Origin of the sequence: Streptomyces sp. SA15, assembly GCF_002291145.1 — a bacterium.
In the GTDB taxonomy this organism is placed as follows: domain Bacteria; phylum Actinomycetota; class Actinomycetes; order Streptomycetales; family Streptomycetaceae; genus Streptomyces.
Window position 1 is genome coordinate 1 of sequence record NZ_NTGE01000163.1, and the last position, 19,577, is coordinate 19,577.

Consider the following 19,577-nt stretch of genomic DNA (forward strand, 5'->3'; position numbering starts at 1 on the left):
CGTCGGTTGCCGACGCTCCGCGTCGACGCCCTCCTCCGCCTTGCAGCTCGACGCACCAGGCCCCGCTCACCTGCGTTGATTGGGCGCCGCCGCTTTCCTGCGACCTGATCCGCCGGACAGGCCCTAGCCCTGTCGTCAAATTCCCGTCGTCCGCCCGGAGGGCGGGCCGCGCGCCCGCCGCGGTGGGGGTCCCCCCGCTCGAGCGAAGCCGAGAGTGGGGGAGGCTGATGTCCGCGTAGGTGCGTGCTCTCGGCGTGCCGGGCACAGGCCCTCGTACTGGTATGGCAGGTGCAAGCATCTCGGCTTCACGCCCTGGCGCTTCGCCGTCCGTCGCGGAAGCGGGGCGGCGATCACGCACCACCGCACGGCGGACCTCGTCGCGCCGTGTGTCGTCGCGTTCGCGATCGCGGCATGTTCGGCTGGGACGGTACGCGGCAGGCTCGCCCGGCCCGCCATGCCCGGTCCCGCGCCCGTGCCCGTCGTACGTCAGGCGCTTTGCAGGTCGCCGAGCGGAATACGTGGCAGCGTGCCGAGTTCGAGGACCGTGCAGTGCGCCTGCCGCTCGGGGCCCTGCTGTACCGGGACACGGCCCGGTGCGGACCGGGCGGACACCGTCCGCATCTCGCGGCGCCTGCGCAGGTAGTCCCGGATGACGTCGCGATCCTGGCCCATGCGGTCCAGGTCCGCCTTCAGTTGCGCGTACAGCAGCGTCGCGGGGCAGTAGCGGGTGAGCGCCTGCGCCAGGTCGGCACAGAGTTCCCGCCAGCGCCCGAGCCTGAGTTCCGCGTCGATCCACCGGTCCACGGCACGCTGCCAGGAGCAGGTGAGCCGAGCCGCGTGGGCGCTCAGTTGGGGTCCGTGGGGGACGCCGGAGAGCGGGGCTCCGGTCCACAGAGCGAGTGCCTCGCGCAGCCGCTGGCTCGCAAGGTGCAGGTCCCCCGCCTCCATGGCCCGGTACCCGGCTCCGGTCAGCCGCTCGAACCCCCTGAGGTCGCTGGAGCCGCCGCTGGTGTCCAGCCGGTAGCCACCGGGCACCGAGGCCAGGACGTCCTCTGCCGTCCGCTCGCTGCCTGCCGCTTGCAAAGCCGCGTTGACGACCGCGCGCAGTCGGCCGATGTGGTGTTCCAGCGCGTCCTGGGCATGATCCGGCACGCCCTGCGGCCATAGTTCCTCGGCGACGGCGTACGCCGGCACGACGCGGTCGGCTGCTGCCGTCAGAAGAGCGAGCACCTGCCTGGTCGGTACCTCGGCCGGGCAGATGGGCACAGTCCCTTCTCGCACGGCCACTTCCCCGAGCTTCCTCAGCTCCATGTCGTTGCCCCTCCCAACTCAGGTCACTTTCGATGCCGTTCGCAGCACTTCAGCGGGTGCTTCCCTCACCTCGGCTCAAGCACTACCCGTCACCCTAGATCAATAATAGTATTTTTTTTGTTTTTCAGAGTACTGGTCTCCGTCAACGAGGGCTAATCTCACAGTGCGGCCCTCGCCGCCGCGAGCAGCAACTACGCAGCTCGCAGGCGCCTTTCGGCGCAAGCCGCATGAGGAGGCCGTCGACGCCCGGCGTTGCCCTGGGGGTACATTCCGGGCCGGGTCACCGTCGAGGAAGGTTCATGGCAAAGCAGGAGAGAGCCGGTCGCACGCGCCGTGCCTTGTTGACAGCGGCTGCGGAAGAGTTCGACCGCCTCGGGTACGCGGGAGCGTCGCTCGCCGGGATCGCCCGAGCCGCGGGGATCTCGCTGGGGGCGCTGACCTTTCATTTCGCCTCGAAGGAGGACCTGGCGACGGCCGTCAGGGAGCAGGGCGACGCCGCCACCCGCGCGCTTGTCGCCGGCACGGCCACCAGCAAGGAACCTCCCCTGCAGTACGTCGCTTCCCTCACCCTGGCCCTCGTGGAACTGCTGGAGAACAACGTCTCGGTGCGGGCCGCGGCACGCCTGGCACGGGAAGCGTCCGGCGTCCGGCACGACTGGCAGAGCCTGTGGGCACCGCTGATCAGTAAGCGGTTGCAGGAGCCGGTCAGCGCCGGACCCTGGCCGGAAACGGACCCGACGGCACTGACAGCCCTCGCGGTGCATCTGGTGTCCGGGGTGGAGGCGACCATGCGCCACCGCTGCTGCCCCGACGTGCACGACAGCAACGCCGTCATGCTCGCCCGTATCTGGCGGCAGATCCTGCCCCAGCTGCCGGACCCCGGCGCAGGCAGCGACACGGCCGAGCCCTCCGCTTCCCGGCCGGGCCCGCCCTGACCGGCGCCACCGCTCACACAGCGCTGCATCCCCCGTCCACGGGCACCCCGGCTCCCGTGATGAAGGAGGCCTGGTCGCTGCAGAGCCAGGCCGCCGTCCGGGCCACTTCCACGGGATCGGCGAGACGGTGCTGGATGGCCCGGGCGGTGGCGGCCTGCTCCAGCCCGGGGGTCCGCTCGATGGCCGTCTCCAGCAGCTCGGTGCGTGTGCTGCCCACCATGAGGGCGTTGACGCGGATGCCGCGCTCGCCGTACTCGGCGGCAGCCGCCCTGGTCAGCCCCAGGACCGCGTGCTTGGCCGCCACGTAGGGGGCGATGGCTCCGGTCGCGAACGACCCTGCCGTGCTGCAGGTGTTGACGATCGCGCCGGCGCCCTGGCCCAGCATCACCGGGACCTGCTGCTTGAGGCAGTTCCACACGCCGCGTACGTTCACGTCCATGATCTGCTCGAAGACGGCGTCGTCCGTCTCGTGCAACGGGGTGCCCATGCTGCCCCAACCGGCGTTGTTGAAGGCCGCGTCCAGCCGGCCGAACGTGCCGACCGCCGCGACCACGGCCCGCTCCACATCCCCGGCCGTGGTCACGTCCCCTGCCGTCACCAGGGCCCGGCCTCCGGTGGCCTCGATCTCCTCGGCCAGGCTGTGCAACCTGTCCTTGCGCCGCGCCATGAGCACCACCGCCGCCCCCTGCGCGGCGAACAGTCTGGCAGCCGCCTCGCCTATGCCACTGGACGCCCCCGTGATCATGACAGTCCTGCCCTCGAGCAGGCCGAGTGCGGATTCCACCCCATCAATCCCTTCGCGTGCGTTGCCGCCGTCCGGTCCCCGAACCGTAACCGCGCCGCTTCCCCTGCCCGTAGCGCCCGGGCAGCCATGAGGAGAACGGCGTGCCAACCAAGAACAACAAAAGGGGACGCCGCGCATCGGCAGCCCCCGGCGCCTTCCCTCTTCCCCCGGACCGCCTTCGTCCGGTTCCTCAGGACGCCCTCCCCCGCTCCTCGCCGAACAGCAGCTTCTTGGCCACGCTGGGCACCGCGACCGCAGGCAGCAGACATCGCCACATCTCCTCGACGCGCCCGGGCAGATCCCGGTGCGATGTCTCCAGCTGGGCATGGATCTGGGCCCCCGTACAGGCACTGACGACCAGCTGGGCATAGGCCTCGATGTCCACGTCGGCCCGCAGCTCCCGGCGGCGCCGGGCTTGCTGGAAGTCGTGCAGCAGGATGTCCGTCCACTGCTGGTGAGAGTTCACACTCGTGTCGATGAAGTGCTCCTGGTCCATCACCAGGCGCGCGCCGGCCTGTAGCACCGGGTTGTCGAGCAGCTGGTAGGCCCATGTCAGCGTCACGTCGATGGCGTGCTGCAACCCCTGCGAGTCAAACGGCGGAACCACAAGCTCCGGCTGGCTCGTGACAATCAGGCGCGCCAGCTCTTCCTTGGACTTGAAGTGGAAGTACATCGCCCCCAGGGTCAGATCGGCGCGCTCAGCGATCCGCGAGACGGTCGTGCCGGCGAAGCCGTACTCCGCGAACGTCTCGGCCGCCGCGCGGATGAGGGCGGCACGTGTCCGCGCCGCCCTCTCCTGTTTCACTACTCGACCTGACATGTGCAACCCGCCGTCCAACAAACAGAAAAAAGTTAACTTTATTCTTTACCTTACTGTGCACGACAGAGACACGACCTCATCAGCACCAAGGTCCAAGCACGTAGAGCTTTGGGGAACACTCGCCATGACGTCCACGACGGCCGCACACGACAACCCGGTCGGTGCCCGCAGCACCCTCGTACGCAAGTCCGTCCAGGACGAGGCACTGCTCACCGGCTGGCGCCCGCTCACGGAGAACTGCCAGGTGGTCACCGCGCGTTGGCCGAAGGATCACCGCTTCTATGTCGAAGGGGATCGCTACAACCCGCTGATCGCCACGGAGAGCCTGCGGCAGGCACTGGCACTACTCACGCACACCGTGCACGACATACCGCTGAGCCACCGGCTCGGGTGGGAACACATACGCTCCACCGTCGTCCCGACGGCACTGCACGTGGGCCCGGAGCCCGCCGAGATCGAACTGGTCATCACACACCGAGAGATGAAACGGCGTCGGCTGGGCACCGTGCATCTGGTCTCCCATGTGGAGGCGACGCGCGCCGGCGCGGCCTTGGGCACGGCCACCTTGCGCTACAGCACCCATCCCCCGGCCATTTACGACCGGTTGCGCGGCCCGTATGCCAACGCCGAGGATGCCTTCGCGCAGGCGACCCCCCTCACCGCGCCCGTACCGGCGTCCCTGGTGGGCCGCAGCCGCGAACGTGACGTGGTGCTCTCCCCCACGACCGAGCCGCGCTGCTGGCAACTACGCGTCGACACCTCGCACGGTGTCCTCTTCGACCACCCGCACGACCACGTGCCCGGGATGGTGCTGCTCGAGGCGGCTTGCCAGGCCGCGCAGGCCGTGGCAGCACCCCGGCCCGTGGTGCCGGTCGAGTTCGACACCACGTTCTCGCGGTACGTGGAGTTGGACCAGCCCTGCCGTGTCACGGCACGGAGCGTCACCCACCCCACCGACGGCCCCGACGGGTGCGGCCGGGTCGAGATCGACGCTCACCAGGATGGCCGGCTCGTCTTCTCCAGCACCGTGACGACCCGCCTCCAGCCCTAGTACTCACCCTGGCCCAGAAGGCCGTCAGAGTTCACGTCTGCGTCGTCGTCGCTTTCGGGGCGAAGAGTGAGCGGCCTTGGTCCCGACATCACCAACAGAGTCACGGCATCGCGTCTAGGCGCCGGACGGGTCGGCCTGAAAGTCGGCGAGCAGGTCCACGTATGCGTCCCACTGAGGATCGGTGTAGACGGGCCCCGTCTCTCCCTCCGCGGTGAACTGAGAGCACTCCACGTCGCTGTCGCCCTTCACCGTGCCCCTTCTGACCAGGTCGCCGGTGCGTGCCTCGACAACGGCGACGGTGTAGACACCCTGGGAGAACTTGACGGACTGAGTGACCGGGCCCACACCACTCGGGCTGTACGAACAGGTGATCTCCGTGCCCGGCACCGCCCCGGCCTGCTCCCTGCACGCCACCAACTGCACTGTGCCCGGGTCCGGTTCCTCTTCCCGCTTCGGCTCTTTCGTCTGCTTGCCCGTGGAGGAGTACGAGTCCCACCCGTCCTCTATCACCACCCACGGATGCGGCCCCGCCGACGGCTCGTAAGAGGCCGCGCGCGGGAATGGCTCGCCCTCGTGGTCGTCCTCACAGACGCGCGCGAAGTCTCTCAGGTCGCGCGGCTTGTCGCCTAGGACCGCATCGTTGACGGGGGGCAGCAGCATCAGCCCCCACGCCCCCAGGCCGAGCACCGCCGTGGTACCGACGAGCCACAGTGCGATCAGGGCCGGCTCCTCCGTCCCGTGCCTCAGGACCTCGCGCACGACGACCACCAAGAACGCCACGACCGCCGCGCCCGCCAGCACACCCCCGACGATCAGCCAGGACATACCGCTCCTCCTCCTGCTTCCACGAATCGATGCACCGGCCCCCTACGTACGCGACGACGACCGGAGCGCCATCACGTCCTCTCCGAGCCGGACGAAGAGGTAGTCACCTGCGGCGGCCACGGGCTCCGGCATGTCACCGGTCATCTCGAACAGCGGCGTGCCGACCGCCCGGAGCGTACGCGGATCGAGCCGGTACAGACAGGTCGATCGCGTCGTGCTCGGTGTCGACGACGAAGTCGCAGCGGAACATGGCCAAGTCGATGCTGACGGTCCAGTGCCCCTTGCCGGTGTCGAGGTCCACGGCGCTCAGCCGCGTGAAGCCAGGGCCGCGCACCGGGTCCTCCGGTGTGGACGCGCACAGCACCGCGAGGCCTACCTCGGGCAGTGGCACGGCCCTTTCCGCCCGCGCGGTCCAGGCCCGGTCGAACCCGGCCGGCACGGACGCGCCGGAGTCCGGCTCATGGTGATCGGCCGGCTTCAGGTCGGCGGGGACACCGGCGGGCCCCGCCACGCTGTCGAAGGCGTTGTGGGCGACGCGCTCTGCCACCCGGTCCACGGCGACCGCTCCCGCGGCCAGGGACGCCGTGCCCAGCATGGCGGCGGTCACGGCCCCGAAGACGGCGTACCACGCCGTGCGCCGCAGGCCGCTTCGCGCGCGTGTGCCGTCCGCGTCGTGCCGCAGCGCGAAGGCGCCGGCGAGCAGCGCGGCCGACAGCAGCAGCACCCCGGCCGCGAAGTCACCGGCCTGCGGCAGCCCGATGCCGAGCAGTCGGTCGTGCATGTCCCGGGGCCCGGCTGCGAACCAGACCATGAGCAGCACCCAGGCCGCGGTACCGGCCGGCACTGCGCAGCCAAGCCAGTGCGCCCACCTGCGCCTCAGCAGCGGCACCGTGAAGCCGACGAGCGCCACCGCCAGGAGCGACTTGGGCAGGGTGCCAAGCCCCAACAGCACGCCCACGCACACCGCGAGCGCGGCGAACGCGCCGACGGCAAGCCACGAGAGCCAGTCCCCTGCCCAGCCGCTGTCGTCCGTCACGCCGGCGAATCTACGGCCGGAGACCGGGACCCCTCCCGGACGGAAGTGTCCGCCAGGAGCCAAGCTCAACGGGTCAACGGGTCAACGAGGTGGCCGTGACATGAGAAGGGTGTAGAGCTCGATCGGCGTTTCTTGGGTGAACGGCAGGCTCGGAGTGCTGATCGCTCTCCCCAGCTCCGGGGAGTTGTTGAAGGACATGGTGATGTCCGCAAGCCAGGGTTCTTCTGGAAACGCCCCGCGCACGTCGATGTGGCAGCCCGCCTCGTCGAACCGGATGGTGGCCTCAGCGGGCTCGCCGCCTCGACGTTGACACCGGAGTCCGGCGGGGATCAGCCCAGGTGCGAGGTCGATGCGTAGCCGGTGCGACACTGTTCGGCTTCCCCATCGCTCGTGGTAGGTGGCCCATCCGTTGACGATGTTGAGTGCGGGCACGCCGATTTGCTTGACCGTCACCGATTCTTGGGGGCGGAGAGGGAAGACAGCGGTCCCGGCGACGAACGTCGCTGACGGGCCGCGGAGTTCTGTGGCGCCGCTGTAGAGGGGGCAAAGTCCGTACACGGTGTCTGGGCCTGTGTGGTCTTGCCGGTGTGTCGTGGTCGTCATGGTGACGGTGAAGTCCGTGGTGATTCGCACGTGAGCTTCGCGCGTGAGGCTTCCAGAAGCGGCAAGGCCCTGGATGGCCTCGACGTTGCGCGGATGGTGTGCCTTTGACAGAAGCTCCCACTCCGGGGTTTTGCGGGCGGCCGGCCAACGCGTGTAGGCGGAATAACCTCGCAACGCCAGCCGCCGGTCTTGCTTGTCCGCGATCTGGCGCCAGATCGACTGGGTTTCGGCGAACACGTCGGACATCCGGTCGCCGATGGTGGCGCGGACATCGACATGTTCACTGAGGATCCGGCCAATCATCTCCGACACCTCGAAGAACTGCCCTAGCAGCCCCAGCTCTGGCCGGGCTTGGTATGCCCGCAGGATCACCCGGGCTGTGAAACACAGCATCCTTGCCGCGGAGTCGAAACAGCGGGCGTCCCGAAGTCTTGTGCCAAGGTCGAGCCCGATGTCGATCGCCGCGGCATAGTCGCCGTTCTGGTAGTACCACGCTGCCAGTTCGTTCAGCGGGACCACGGCCGTCGATTCGTACGCGCCGACATAGCCGAAGACCTCATCGATTACGGCACCGATGCCGGCACTGTCTTTTTGGCTGGCAAAGTAGGTCATCGCGGCACCGAGGACGCTGAGCCGGTGACTCACCCAGTGGTGCGATCTCTCAGGTTGCGAGTCGATTTCAAGCGCCTGCCGCACCATCCCGTCCGACAACGGTCTGCGGTTGTCCGCGGCGTATCTCAGCATGTCAGCGGCTGCGGTGCTGCTCGCGTGGAGGTTGTCGCTGCGGCACGCCTTCGTGAACGCGGTGACATGCTCGCTGAGGATGCCGTCCTCGGTCGTGCGCAGCATCCGGAGGCGGGCGCGCGCCTGCGTCTCGACTGCCGAGCCGGCTTCAGTGAGATCGATCGCGGCCTCGTAGAACGCGATCGCCTGACTTGTGTCACCGAGTTTGTCCCTGGCTTCGCCGAACCGGTACGCCAGCACGGACTTGTCCACGGCTTGGGCCAGCCAGTCGATCGTCGACCGGCGTCCCGTGTTCCCGTCCGGGCTCCACGCCGCGACGTATTCCTCGCGGATGCCGTCCCTGATGCGTTGGATGACCGTGTCGTCGCCGGGCGGCCCGATGAGCTGGATTGCGACATCCATCCAGTACCGCGCCTCGTCGGTATCACCGAGGTCGGCGAAGAGTGCTGCGGCCGGCAGTGCTCGTTCCCCGGTGAACAGTGCGGCGAGCAAAATGCCAGACGCTTCGGAGCGGTTGGCCTCATCCCGGCCCATGTGGACTCGATGTCGTTCGTCCCACGTGGTCAGCTCATGGTGGGCTGTCCGCATGAAGTGGCGGATCCGGTCCAGGACAGCGGGAGTTCGCTGGGGCGCGACCATGGGCAGGACGTGCTGCAGGAATCTCAGGCTCGCGTTGGCCAGCACGTAGTCGATGTCCAGCACGGACGCCTGGGCCTTCGGAGGCGGCAGGTGCAAGGGCAACTCTCCGGGGCGCACCAGGGCGCCGAACCGTTCACGCAAAGCAGGCACCAAGGCGTTGTGCAGGGCCATGGCGACGTCGAGTTTGCCCTCCTCGGCAAGCTCGTTCAGGCAGCGGTAGAGCATGTCCATCGCCTCGTTCAGCACTGCGAGGGTTTCCTCCTCGTCAATGCTGGCCCTGGCCAGGAACCGGGTATCCGGTAGTCCGACGTAGACATACGCCGCTGCTTCGGGATCGGCGACCGTGCGCATGGCGTGATGCAGGAGACTCAGGACGTTTTCGTCGTGAGACCGCTCGCCGACGGACGAGCCGGTGCGGGCGGCGACGTCGTTGGTGACCGGCCATAGCGTCCCGATCACTGCCCGTGCCCCAGCCGCGAGGAAAGCCTCGCCTGTACTTGTCCAACTCGAACAGGAGTTGTTGAACACCACCGGCCCGCCACGCAGTTGCCAGGTCCGGATCAGGCTGTCCGGGATCTGGTCATTGCGCGCGTCCTCGAAATGATCGTCCTCGCCATGTGCGATGATCATCAGAAGGTCCACGTCGACCCGGTGCAGGACCTCCTGCAGCACCTCGCGTCGAGCGTCCTTGCGTGACAGCAGCAGTGGATAGGACAGGCCGTCCGCCAGCTTGTCCTGGTACACATGCCCTTCGGTCGCGGTGAACGCGTGCAGGGCGTCGAAGACCACGCCGAACAGTAGTCGCGGCGCGGGCTCAAGCGGGCGGCTGAGCAGCACGCTGGCGATCTGCCCGGGCAGGTGGGCGATCATGTGCTGGTCCATCCAACGTCGCCCGTCCGGCAACGGCGTCAGGTGCAGGGGCAGTCTGCGGGTGAAGACGGTCAGCACCTCCGCGTGCAGCTCTCGCAACTCCGGTGGCACAGCCCCAGCACATTCGCGGGCGAGCGCGACCATACTGGTCCCGGTATCGCCGGACACGGGCGGGATGAACGCGATCTGGCACCGTTGCAGGCTGGCGTACCCCACGGCTTGGCACACCAGGAGATCAACCGGCGTGCTTTCACCGACGACGACTTCCCGGCCGGTCCCGAAGACAGTGAGCGGAGAGTTGAGAACTTCGCTGAGTTCCCACTCCCGCGATACCTCGCCCGTCAGCCGGATAACGCTGTCCTGACCCGTCAGGACGAGCCGGGCGCCGTGCGCGACGGCAAGGGCGAGCGCGGGCCCGTACGCCGCTTCCGTGTCCGGTGCGGTCAGTGTCGGTGCGTCTGCCGGCAGAGGGTCGAAATCCGGCGCACCTGGGCCGACGAGGACCTCTACGGGCGTCGCCACGCGATCGGACCATTGCTGCGCGGGTATGACGAAACACGGCACGAACCCCGGTCCGCAGCGGGACCGGACCATGATCGCCTCCCGCTCGTGACCCTCGCATGCGACGATCACGATGTCCCGCACCCGGCTGGGCGGTTCCCGGCTCTCCACCACGAAGACGATCTCGCCGGGCTGATCTCCGGTCTGGGTCTGAAGGACGGAGTCCTGGTACGCCCAGGGCAGGGACGTCGAGACGGTCACCGAGATTCCGTTGTCCAGCATGAACGTGTCGTCGTCGCGGCTCACGGTCTCCCAGCGGACGCGGTAGAGCGCACGCTCCGGCAAGCCGATCGTCAGTCGGACGGCCAGCACACCCGGGTCGTCGCGTTCAAGTGGTTCGTAGTACAGCCGCCGGCCGAAACCATCGGGCATGTACATGTGGTGCGGCGCAGCCCCGTCCTCCCTCGGCATCGCGCCACCAAAGATGACCTTCGACGTCGGCCGCGGCGGGCTGGCGAGGTCGATCAGCCCGTCCTCGGCGAAGCCGACCGCGTCCTTGCGGTGAGCGCGGTCGCACACGCCGACGATTCCGCCGGTGCCTTCGAGGAAGTAGATCCCGTTGTACTCACCGATGTGCCGCACGTTCACCACACACGGGGGAACCGGGCGAGCGCGGACCGGCCATTGAGCACGGGCGTCTGCAGTCCGCCGGTGTGTCCCCGGACCGACGCTGCGATCTCCTCGTACAGCTGGAGAATCCCGACGGTCTCGCTGTCGTCGGCCACCGATGGCCCCTTGAGCAGGTAGTTGGTGAACACCCCATGTCCAAGGGCTGCCTCCTCACGCGCGACCTGGTGGTCGTCGCACGCGCCGATCATCAGCCGGCCCTCGCCCAGGTCGAGCCCTTTCATGGACACGCGTCGGCCACGGACATGACTGCGTTCAGCCCGGAGCCGAGGACCCTCGAACGTCCGCCCACCGGCACGCCCGCTGAAACAAGCGTCGATGAGCATCAGGATGAGCCGGGGGCGGTGAATCCGTTCGAACAGCCGGGGAAGCTCCCGTTCCATATCCAGCCCGGTGGCGAACACGCTGTCGTACTCGGTGTCGTGCAAAACGAGATAGCGTGCCGCGTCGTCAACTGTGGCGGTGGTTTCCGGGCTGCCGTGCCCGGCGAAGTACAGTAGGACAACGTCTCCTTCGGATGTGACTCGCGGCAGTTTCTCTCCGATCGCAACCATCAGATTGCGTCTGGTCACGTCCTCGTCCACGAGCACCTCGGCATCGACCTCGGCCGGATGCAGCCGATCAAGCAGCTCCGCGACAGCCAGCGCGTCGGCCCTGGCCAACGACAGGTTGTCGATGTCCGCATCCTGGTACCGATCAATGCCGACGATGACCGCCCGCAGAACCATGCTCGACCCCTCCTGTGATGCCCAGCACGCTTCGAGTGTGGCAGAAACCATCACCGAGCGTGGCGGAAACGTGCGCGTACCCGCTACGCCCGTCGCGCTTTGAGGAACATGTGCCGAACCGGCCCTCGAACCGTCTCCCGTCGCCGGAGCTGCTTGCTCGGGTACGCACGGAGAGATAGCGCGGGTCGGCGGCGGCGAGGCCACGGAACGTGGACTCAACGTGTCGAGCTCTCGTCCGCTTCTGTAGGCGGATCGGCAGCCAGGCGGTGGCATACACGGCGGCGGCCAGCGGCAACGCCGGCCACCACCACACGGCCAGCGGAGCGTACATCAGCGCCCAGGCCGCGAGCGTGGTGGCCCGGCTCAGCGTCTCGCGGGCGGCTTCGAGCACAGCGCCGGCCGGGCCGGGGCTCGCCGGGGCACCCGCCGCCACCGCCGCCGAGGCCGGATGGCCATTCCGGCCGCGCACCGGAGCCGCGCGGCCTGCTGTTCGGCAGGCGGGCCCGGCCCCGGCACACGTGGTGAACGGGCGTGATTCAGCGGGCGGTGTGCGTGTGGACGTACTCCACGAGCCGGGTCAGCGCGTCCGGGTCGGTGGACGGCATGACGCCGTGGCCGAGGTTGAAGACATGGCCCTCGAGGTCCGCCGCCGCGTCCAGAACCTCCCGCGTCTTCGCCTCGACCGCCTCCCGGGTGGCGAACAGCACGGTCGGGTCGAGGTTGCCCTGGAGCGCCTTGCCGGGGCCGACGCGGCGGGCGGCCTCGTCCAGCGGGACGCGCCAGTCGACGCCGACGACGTCCGCGCCGGCCTCGCCCATCAGCTTCAGCAGCTCGCCGGTGCCGACGCCGAAGTGGATGCGCGGGACGCCGTACCCCGAGACCGCCTGGAACACCTTCGACGAGGCGGGCATCACCGAGCGCCGGTAGTCGGCCGGGGCGAGGGCGCCGACCCACGAGTCGAACAGCTGGACGGCGCTCGCGCCCGCCTCGATCTGCACCTTCAGGAACGCGGCCGTGATGTCCGCGAGGCGGTCCAGCAGGTCGGCCCAGAGTTCGGGGTCGCCGTACATCATCGCCTTGGCGTTCTCGTACGTGCGGGACGGGCCGCCCTCGACGAGGTAGCTCGCGAGGGTGAAGGGCGCGCCCGCGAAACCGATGAGCGGGGTCGGGCCGAGCTCGCGGGTCAGCAGGCCGATGGCCTCGGTGACGTAGGAGACGTCCTCGGGGGTCAGGTCGCGCAGCTGCGCCAGGTCGGCGCGGGTGCGGATCGGGTGCTCGACGACCGGGCCGACGCCGGGCTTGATGTCGAGGTCGATGCCGATGGCCTTGAGCGGGACGACGATGTCGCTGAAGTAGATCGCCGCGTCCACGTTGTGCCGGCGGACCGGCTGGAGGGTGATCTCGGTGACCAGTTCGGGCCGCATGCAGGACTCGAGCATCGGGATGCCCTCGCGCACCTTGCGGTACTCCGGCAGCGAGCGCCCGGCCTGCCGCATGAACCACACGGGGGTGTGCGGCACGGGTTCGCGCCTGCACGCCTTCAGGAAGGCTGACTCGTACGTCGCTGTCGGCTGCTGGCCCGTGGGGCTTGCGTTGGCACTCACGACGGAAAGTCTCGCACGGGCGTGGGGGCAACGACGGCACGGGTGTCCGCTCGCGGCGTACCGCTAGGCGGGTGTCCCTCCCTGCGCCGGGGCCCCGTTCCGCTTAATCTTCCCCGCATGGCTGCGGCTCAGGGACGACTGTCGGACGGCGCTGGCGGAATGGACGAAGCGAAGGACACGGAGGAGGGCGCGGAGCATGTGAGCAGTACGGCTCCCCCGGCCTTCCGGGCGGCCGTCGACGCGTTGAGAGCCGCGCGGCTGCGGCCTCAGGTCGAGGTGGAGCCGACCCGGCCGCCGCAGCGACTCGCCCCCTTCTCGTACGCCCTGGAGGCCGCGGTCGTCGACGGCGACGAGGACCTCGCCGACGGCCGGCTGGTGCTGCTGCACGACCCGGCCGGGCACGACGCCTGGCGGGGCACCTTCCGGCTGGTGACGCTGGTGCGCGCGGAGCTGGAGCCGGAGATGGCGACCGACCCGCTGCTGCCCGACGTGTGCTGGTCGTGGCTCACCGGTGCGCTCACCGCGCGCGGCCTGGCGTTCGGCGAGCCGAGCGGCACCGTCACGCGCGCGAGCTCCCACTACTTCGGCGGGCTGTCCGAGCGCCCGTCCGCCTCACAGATCGAGATCCGCGCCTCCTGGACGCCCCGGGAGGGCCTGGGCGAGGTTCCGGACACGGCGGCGCACCTGGCCTCCTGGTGCGATCTGCTCGCCCAGGTCGCGGGCCTGCCGCCGGCCGGGCCGGGCGACGCGTCGGTGGTGACGCTGCCGCAGCGCCGGGGGCCGCAGTCACGCTGAGCTTGTCGGTCCCTTTGTCGATACAGCCACCCCCTTGTCGATACGGCCACTTTCAGCCGCATATCGAAGCAGACCGAAACCGTTCGATCTTCGAATGATCGATCGCGTGTCCGAATTGCACGAATTGTTACTCACTGGATCGTGATCATTCCCTAAAGACGGACGCCTCTGGTGCCGAAGACCTCTGTGACCTTGAAAGCACCATTCGTCCCGGCTTCATCCCCAAAGCCGGCCCCGTCCCCCACCCAGGAGGCCTGGTGTCCGTTCTCCTCGAGCAGCCCGCAAGCCTGGTCGCCTACCGCCCGAACAAGCCGACCGCCATGGTGGTCGTGGCCGACCCCCGCGTCCGTTCCACCGTCACCCGCCACCTCTGGGCGCTCGGTGTACGCGATGTCATCGAGGCCTCGTCCGTCGCGGAGGCTCGTCCCCGCATCGGCAACCCCCGCGACATCTGCGTCGCCGACGTCCACCTTCCCGACGGCTCCGGCCTGACCCTTCTGTCGGAGACCCGCGCTGCGGGCTGGCCCAACGGGCTCGCCCTGTCCGCCGCCGACGACATCGGCGCCGTGCGCAACGCCCTCGCCGGCGGTGTGAAGGGCTACGTCGTCACAGGCACCCGTACGAACATCGGGCTCCCCACCCGACCGGGTGCCGCTCCCATCGGAGCCGCCGCCGCCCGTATGCACCGCCGCCACCCGGGTGCCCCGAGTCACCCGGGTGGCTACCGTGAGCTGTCCGGCCGCGAGGTCGAGGTGCTGCGACTGGTCGCGGAGGGCCAGTCGAACAAGGCGATCGGCGTCTCGATGGGCCTGTCCGCCCTGACCGTCAAGAGCCACCTCGCCCGCATCGCCCGCAAGCTGGGCACCGGTGACCGCGCCGGCATGGTCGCGGTGGCCCTGCGCACCGGGATCATCCACTGACGCCCGCTCTTCACACACGTGAACCGGATCGGCCGCTGATCCTCGTCCATGTGCACCATCCCGTCGTGAACCGGATCTTTCACCGAACTGACTGGTTTGCGACCCTCAGGCGCCCGTCGACGGAACGTTCCGTCGGCGGGCGCTGTCCATACACAGATACCCTTGACATGTGACCGACGCCCAAGAGACCGCAGCAGACAGCTCACTGCGAACCACCGGAGGCGCCCCTCCGGACGACGGCGGATCTTCTGTTACGGGGGCGCCTGATTCCGAACCCGGCCCTGAACCCACCCCTTTGCTGGAGCCGCGCGAGGGCATTCCGCCCGTGGTCGCCGACGAGGACGCGCTCGCCGAGGTGATCGCCGCCTTCGCGGCCGGCTCGGGCCCCGTCGCCGTCGACGCCGAGCGGGCGTCCGGCTACCGCTACGGCCAGCGCGCCTATCTGGTGCAGCTGCGTCGCGAGGGGGCCGGGACCGCGCTGATCGATCCCGTCGCCTGCCCCGATCTTTCGGGGTTCGGTGAGGCGCTGTCCGATGTGGAGTGGGTGCTGCACGCCGCCACCCAGGACCTGCCCTGTCTGCGCGAGATAGGCATGGTGCCCACGCACCTGTTCGACACCGAGCTCGCCGGCCGGCTGGCCGGGTTTCCGCGGGTGGGCCTCGGCGCGATGGTCGAGGGCGTCCTGGGCTTCGTCCTGGAGAAGGGGCATTCGGCCGTCGACTGGTCGACCCGGCCCCTGCCCGAGCCCTGGCTGCGCTATGCCGCGCTCGACGTGGAGCTGCTCGTCGACCTGCGGGACGCGCTGGAGAAGGAGCTGGACCGGCAGGGCAAGCTGGAGTGGGCGCAGCAGGAGTTCGACGCGATCGCCTCGGCTCCGCCGCCGGAGCCTCGTAAGGATCCGTGGCGGCGTACGTCGGGGATGCACAAGGTACGTCGGCGTCGGCAGCTCGCTGTCGTGCGCGAGCTGTGGCAGACGCGGGACCGGATCGCTCAGCGGCGGGACGTGTCGCCGGGCAAGGTGCTGTCGGACGCGGCCATCGTGGAGGCCGCGCTCTCTCTTCCGGCCAACGTGCACGCGCTGGCCGCGTTGAACGGGTTCGGGCATCGGATGGGGCGGCGGCAGCTTGAGCAGTGGCAGGCGGCGGTGGATCGGGCGAAGGCGCTGACCGACGCGCAGTTGCCGCAGCCGGGGCAGCCTGTGACCGGGCCGCCGCCGCCGAGGGCTTGGGCCGACAAGGATCCCGCGGCTGCGGCGCGGTTGTCGGCTGCGCGGGCGGGGGTGTCCGCGTTGGCCGAGCGACTCAATATGCCGCAGGAGAATCTGATCACGCCGGACACGGTGCGGCGGGTTTGCTGGGAGCCGCCCAACGTTGTCAGTGCGGAGTCGGTGGGGGCGGTGCTTGAGGGGTATGGGGCTCGGCCTTGGCAGGTTGGGCTGGTGACCTCGGTTCTGGTGGCCGCGCTCTCCGCCTAACGCAAAAGGCATCTCACCTGGTCGCACCTCGCATGAAACCGTTGTAGATGAATCTCTGCAGGCTCAGGAACACGATCAGCGTCGGCAGGATCACCAGGACCGCCCCCGCCGAGATGATCTCCCAGTGGGCGCCGTACGGACCCCGGAAGCGGAACAGGGACGTCGAGATCACGCCAAGATCCTCGGAGGGCATGTAGAGGAAGGGGATGTAGAAGTCGTTGTAGACGGTGATCCCCTTCACGATGACGACCGTCGCGATCGCCGGTTTGAGGAGCGGGAAGATGATCTTCCGGTAGATCGTGAAGGCGTTGGCACCGTCCAGGCGGGCCGACTCGTCCAGGGAGATCGGGATGGACCGTACGAACTGCAGGAAGATGTAGATCGAGACGATGTCCGTGCCCATGTAGAGGGCGATCGGCGCCCAGAGTGAGTCGAACATGCCGAAGCTGTTGACTATCTGGAAGGTCGCCACCTGGGTGGTGACGCCGGGGACCAGTGCGGCGACCAGGAAGAGCGCGACCACCGTCTTCTTGAAGCGGAAGGTGAAGCGGTCGATGGCGTAGGCCGTCATCGAGCCGATGAGGACCGTGCCGCCGATGGCGACCAGCAGGATGAGGGCCGTGTTGCCGAAGGCCGAGAGCATCCGGCCGTCCTGGAACGCCGTCACGTAGTTGTGGAAGTTGAGCAGGTCGTCGGGGAGCGACAGCGCGCCGCTGCCCTGTGCCATCTCCTCCGAGGACTTGAGGGAGGTCAGGAAGACCACGCCGAGTGGGAGCAGGACGACCAGCGTCGCGGCGATCAGCGACAGGTACACGAACGTTCGGGCTACCGCACGGCGCGTCATGCGAGTCCCATCTTGTTGTCGTCGGCGGAGTCGGGGACGAGGCGTCGCTGCACCCAGGTCACCACCAGGATGATCAGCAGCAGCACGACCGCGGCCGCCGAGGCGAGCCCCGTCTTGTTGAACCGGAAGGCCAGGTTCAGCGTCTGGATCACGAAGGTCTCCGTGCCGGTCGCCCCGCCGGTCATGATGTACGGGACCTCGAAGACCGACAGCGAGCCGGAGATGGAGAGGATCACCGTCAGGGTGAGCACCGGCTTGATGCCGGGCGCGATGATGTAGCGGAACTGGTGCCAGCGGCCCGCCCCGTCCAACTCGGCAGCCTCGTACAACTCCCCCGGGATGGACTGGATCGCGCCGAGGAAGAGCACGAAGTTCAGGCCCATGTAGCGCCAGATCGAGACGCCGGCGAGGGATGTGTTGGCGGAGACCGGGGTGCCGAGCCAGGCGTGGTCCGTGTGGTAGCCGAACAGGCTCAGCACCGAGTCGAGGGTGCCGCCGTCCTGGAAGAAGTAGAGGAAGACGAAGCCGATCGCCACCCCGTTGATCAGGTACGGGAAGAAGAGCACCCCCTTGAAGAAGTTCCGGAAGCGGACGTTGAAGCTCAGGATCGTCGCGAAGTAGAGCGCGGCGACGATCTGGACGGCGGAGGCGGCGAGGTAGTAGCCGCTGACGAAGAAGACCCGGAAGAGGTCTTCCCTGGTGAAGATCTCCGTGTAGTTCTCGGCGCCCGTGTAGCGCAGTTCAGGGCTCACGCCGTCCCAGTCGGTGAAGCTGTACGCGATCATGTTGGCGATCGGCGCGTACGTGAAGGTGATCAGCAGGGCCAGCGGGGCGATCAGGAAGAGCCAGGGGGTGACTCCGCGCCAGACGCGCGCCCTGCGGGGCGCGGGGGCCGGGGCGGGGGCGGCGAGTGCCGCCCCCGCGGCGGCCTTCACGGCCGCCTTCTCGGTGGTGTCCGTCATCAGGACCCCAGGGTCGCTTGCGTCTCGGTCCAGCGCTTGCTGAGGTCGGCGAAGAAGTCGTCCAGGTCGCCCTGCTTCGCGCCGCGCGCGAGGTCGACGAGGTTCTGGCGGTACTCGGGGGCGTAGATGCCGATCTCCGACTGGTTGTCGATCTGCTTGACCCGGGCTCCCTGGGCGTCGTCGAGCTCGATGAGCTTCACGCCCGTGTCCTCGTACGGCTTCAGCACCTGAGGCAGGGGCGCGTCCTTGAGCGGCGAGATGGCCAGGTTGTCCTTGTCGTAGCCGGACTTGTCGGTGAACCAGTCGATCCAGGCGCGGGCCGCCGGCTTGTTCTTGGAGTGGACGTTGACGGCCTGGTTGTAGTCGGGCGCGACGACCGCGCAGAACTTTCCGTCCTTCTGGGCCGGGAAGGGCATGAAGCCGATGTCGGCGGGGTTGACGCCGGCCTTCCGGGCGGCGTCCTGGAACTGGATGATCGCCCAGGTTCCGAGCCACTGCGTGGCCAGCTCGCCCTTCGCCAACCGGGGCTTGGACTCCTCCCAGTTGGTCGTGGTCGGGTCCTTCTCGATCAGCTTCTCGCGCACGATGTCGTGGAGGAGCTGGTCACCGACGCGCAGGTCGGCGCCCTCGGCCCAGGGGTCGCCCTCGGCCAGCTCGGTGGTGGCCTGGGTGTCGCAGTTCACCGAGCCATTGACCTGCGTCCACTGGGACAGGGGCCACTGGGCGGCGAAGTTGGTGTAGTACGGGACCGCGTCGGTCTTGGACTTGATCGCCTTCAGGGCCGTGACGAACTCGGCGGGGGTGGCGGGCCACTGGGTGACCCCGGCCTCCTCCCAGACCTTCTTGTTGTAGAGGAATCCGGGGATCACGCCGATCGGGCTCTGGCCGTAGACCTTGCCGTCGACGGTGGTGTAGTCGGTGAACAGGTACTTCTTGCTCCGCTCCGCCTCCGTGCCCAGCGAGGCGAAGAACCTCGGGTAGTCGTCCTTCTTGATGACCGCGGGGATCAGCAGCACGTCGCCGTAGTTCTCCGTGTTCATACGGATCTTGACTTCGGTCTCGTAGTTCGTGAGGGCCTCGAACTCGACCTTGACCTTCGGATACGTCTTGTTGAACTCGGCGGCGTACTTCTTCATCGTGCCGTCGGCTACGAGGTCGGTGCGCTGGGTGAGGACCTTGATGGCTCCGCTGACCTTCGACGGGTCGTCAGCTGCTTTGGCGTCGGCGCCCTTCGTGGTGCCTCCGGTGCCGGTGCACGCCGAGAGCATCAGGGCTCCGGCGGCCAGGGCGAGGACAGTGCGGCGGTTCATGTGCATCAGCTCCGTTCGTGGGACGGACGAGCACTTGCGGGTTGGCTGGTTCCGAACTCTGACAACGTTTTCTAAACCGGTAAAGTCCCTATCTCGCCAACGATGCCGAAATGTTTCCGAGCAACTGGACTTGA

The 19,577-nt window shown here is 68.5% G+C and carries 16 protein-coding genes; 5 read left to right on the forward strand and 11 right to left on the reverse strand.

All coding sequences use genetic code 11. From position 1 onward, the window contains the following. Positions 1 to 486 precede the first annotated feature (486 nt). Complete coding sequence (locus tag CLM62_RS35695) at positions 487 to 1,281, reverse strand: BTAD domain-containing putative transcriptional regulator (RefSeq protein WP_257004278.1); 795 nt, start codon at positions 1,279 to 1,281, stop codon at positions 487 to 489. A 329-nt stretch (positions 1,282 to 1,610) separates the two neighbouring features. Between CLM62_RS35695 and CLM62_RS35700 the strand changes: the two genes are divergently transcribed. Further along, entirely contained in the window at positions 1,611 to 2,246 is a 636-nt protein-coding gene (locus CLM62_RS35700) for a TetR/AcrR family transcriptional regulator (RefSeq protein ID WP_179382375.1), read from the forward strand. A gap of 13 nt (positions 2,247 to 2,259) precedes the next feature. On the opposite strand, the gene CLM62_RS35705 is transcribed toward CLM62_RS35700, so the two are convergent. Together CLM62_RS35705 and CLM62_RS35710 are read right to left on the reverse strand one after the other, a co-directional pair. Continuing rightward, positions 2,260 to 3,012 (reverse strand): SDR family NAD(P)-dependent oxidoreductase, encoded by a 753-nt coding sequence (locus CLM62_RS35705; RefSeq protein WP_373559221.1) that lies wholly within the window; start codon positions 3,010 to 3,012, stop codon positions 2,260 to 2,262. A gap of 208 nt (positions 3,013 to 3,220) precedes the next feature. Continuing rightward, positions 3,221 to 3,850: a ScbR family autoregulator-binding transcription factor gene (locus CLM62_RS35710; RefSeq protein WP_095754116.1), complete on the reverse strand. Its 630-nt coding sequence runs from the start codon at positions 3,848 to 3,850 to the stop codon at positions 3,221 to 3,223. A 124-nt stretch (positions 3,851 to 3,974) separates the two neighbouring features. Between CLM62_RS35710 and CLM62_RS35715 the strand changes: the two genes are divergently transcribed. Further along, positions 3,975 to 4,901: a ScbA/BarX family gamma-butyrolactone biosynthesis protein gene (locus CLM62_RS35715; protein ID WP_095754042.1), complete on the forward strand. Its 927-nt coding sequence runs from the start codon at positions 3,975 to 3,977 to the stop codon at positions 4,899 to 4,901. Between the two features lie 114 nt (positions 4,902 to 5,015). Here the strand turns inward: CLM62_RS35715 and CLM62_RS35720 are convergent, their stop codons facing one another. The 5 genes from CLM62_RS35720 to hemE form a co-directional block, all read right to left on the reverse strand. Continuing rightward, on the reverse strand, positions 5,016 to 5,726 hold the full coding sequence (locus CLM62_RS35720; RefSeq protein ID WP_095754043.1) for a hypothetical protein: 711 nt from the start codon (positions 5,724 to 5,726) through the stop codon (positions 5,016 to 5,018). A 133-nt stretch (positions 5,727 to 5,859) separates the two neighbouring features. Beyond that, on the reverse strand, positions 5,860 to 6,762 hold the full coding sequence (locus tag CLM62_RS35725) for a hypothetical protein (RefSeq protein ID WP_095754044.1): 903 nt from the start codon (positions 6,760 to 6,762) through the stop codon (positions 5,860 to 5,862). A gap of 81 nt (positions 6,763 to 6,843) precedes the next feature. After that, a complete protein-coding gene (locus CLM62_RS35730; protein ID WP_143659207.1) occupies positions 6,844 to 10,767 on the reverse strand; it encodes a hypothetical protein in 3,924 nt (1,307 codons plus the stop codon). Then, complete coding sequence (locus CLM62_RS35735; protein WP_179382376.1) at positions 10,764 to 11,534, reverse strand: caspase domain-containing protein; 771 nt, start codon at positions 11,532 to 11,534, stop codon at positions 10,764 to 10,766. The genes CLM62_RS35730 and CLM62_RS35735 overlap by 4 nt, the downstream gene beginning before the upstream one ends. 536 nt (positions 11,535 to 12,070) lie before the next feature. Continuing rightward, positions 12,071 to 13,138, reverse strand: a complete 1,068-nt coding sequence (gene hemE / locus CLM62_RS35740) for a uroporphyrinogen decarboxylase (protein ID WP_095754047.1) — start codon at positions 13,136 to 13,138, stop codon at positions 12,071 to 12,073. Between the two features lie 117 nt (positions 13,139 to 13,255). Here hemE and CLM62_RS35745 point away from each other — a divergent pair, with 117 nt between their 5' ends. The 3 genes from CLM62_RS35745 (at position 13,256) to CLM62_RS35755 (ending at position 16,327) form a co-directional block, all read left to right on the forward strand. Beyond that, complete coding sequence (locus tag CLM62_RS35745; RefSeq protein WP_095754048.1) at positions 13,256 to 13,933, forward strand: DUF3000 domain-containing protein; 678 nt, start codon at positions 13,256 to 13,258, stop codon at positions 13,931 to 13,933. Between the two features lie 257 nt (positions 13,934 to 14,190). Further along, positions 14,191 to 14,853: a response regulator transcription factor gene (locus tag CLM62_RS35750; protein WP_095754049.1), complete on the forward strand. Its 663-nt coding sequence runs from the start codon at positions 14,191 to 14,193 to the stop codon at positions 14,851 to 14,853. A gap of 169 nt (positions 14,854 to 15,022) precedes the next feature. Further along, positions 15,023 to 16,327, forward strand: coding sequence for a ribonuclease D (locus tag CLM62_RS35755; protein ID WP_095754050.1), 1,305 nt, complete (start codon positions 15,023 to 15,025; stop codon positions 16,325 to 16,327). A gap of 13 nt (positions 16,328 to 16,340) precedes the next feature. Here the strand turns inward: CLM62_RS35755 and CLM62_RS35760 are convergent, their stop codons facing one another. The 3 genes from CLM62_RS35760 to CLM62_RS35770 are packed head-to-tail and all read right to left on the reverse strand — an operon-like array spanning position 16,341 to position 19,443. Continuing rightward, positions 16,341 to 17,171 (reverse strand): carbohydrate ABC transporter permease, encoded by an 831-nt coding sequence (locus CLM62_RS35760; protein ID WP_095754051.1) that lies wholly within the window; start codon positions 17,169 to 17,171, stop codon positions 16,341 to 16,343. Continuing rightward, the gene (locus CLM62_RS35765) at positions 17,168 to 18,133 is read right to left on the reverse strand and encodes a carbohydrate ABC transporter permease (protein WP_095754052.1); all 966 of its coding nucleotides are present in this window, start codon (positions 18,131 to 18,133) and stop codon (positions 17,168 to 17,170) included. The genes CLM62_RS35760 and CLM62_RS35765 overlap by 4 nt, the downstream gene beginning before the upstream one ends. After that, the gene (locus CLM62_RS35770; RefSeq protein WP_095754117.1) at positions 18,133 to 19,443 is read right to left on the reverse strand and encodes an ABC transporter substrate-binding protein; all 1,311 of its coding nucleotides are present in this window, start codon (positions 19,441 to 19,443) and stop codon (positions 18,133 to 18,135) included. The genes CLM62_RS35765 and CLM62_RS35770 overlap by 1 nt, the downstream gene beginning before the upstream one ends. Positions 19,444 to 19,577: the final 134 nt, after the last annotated feature.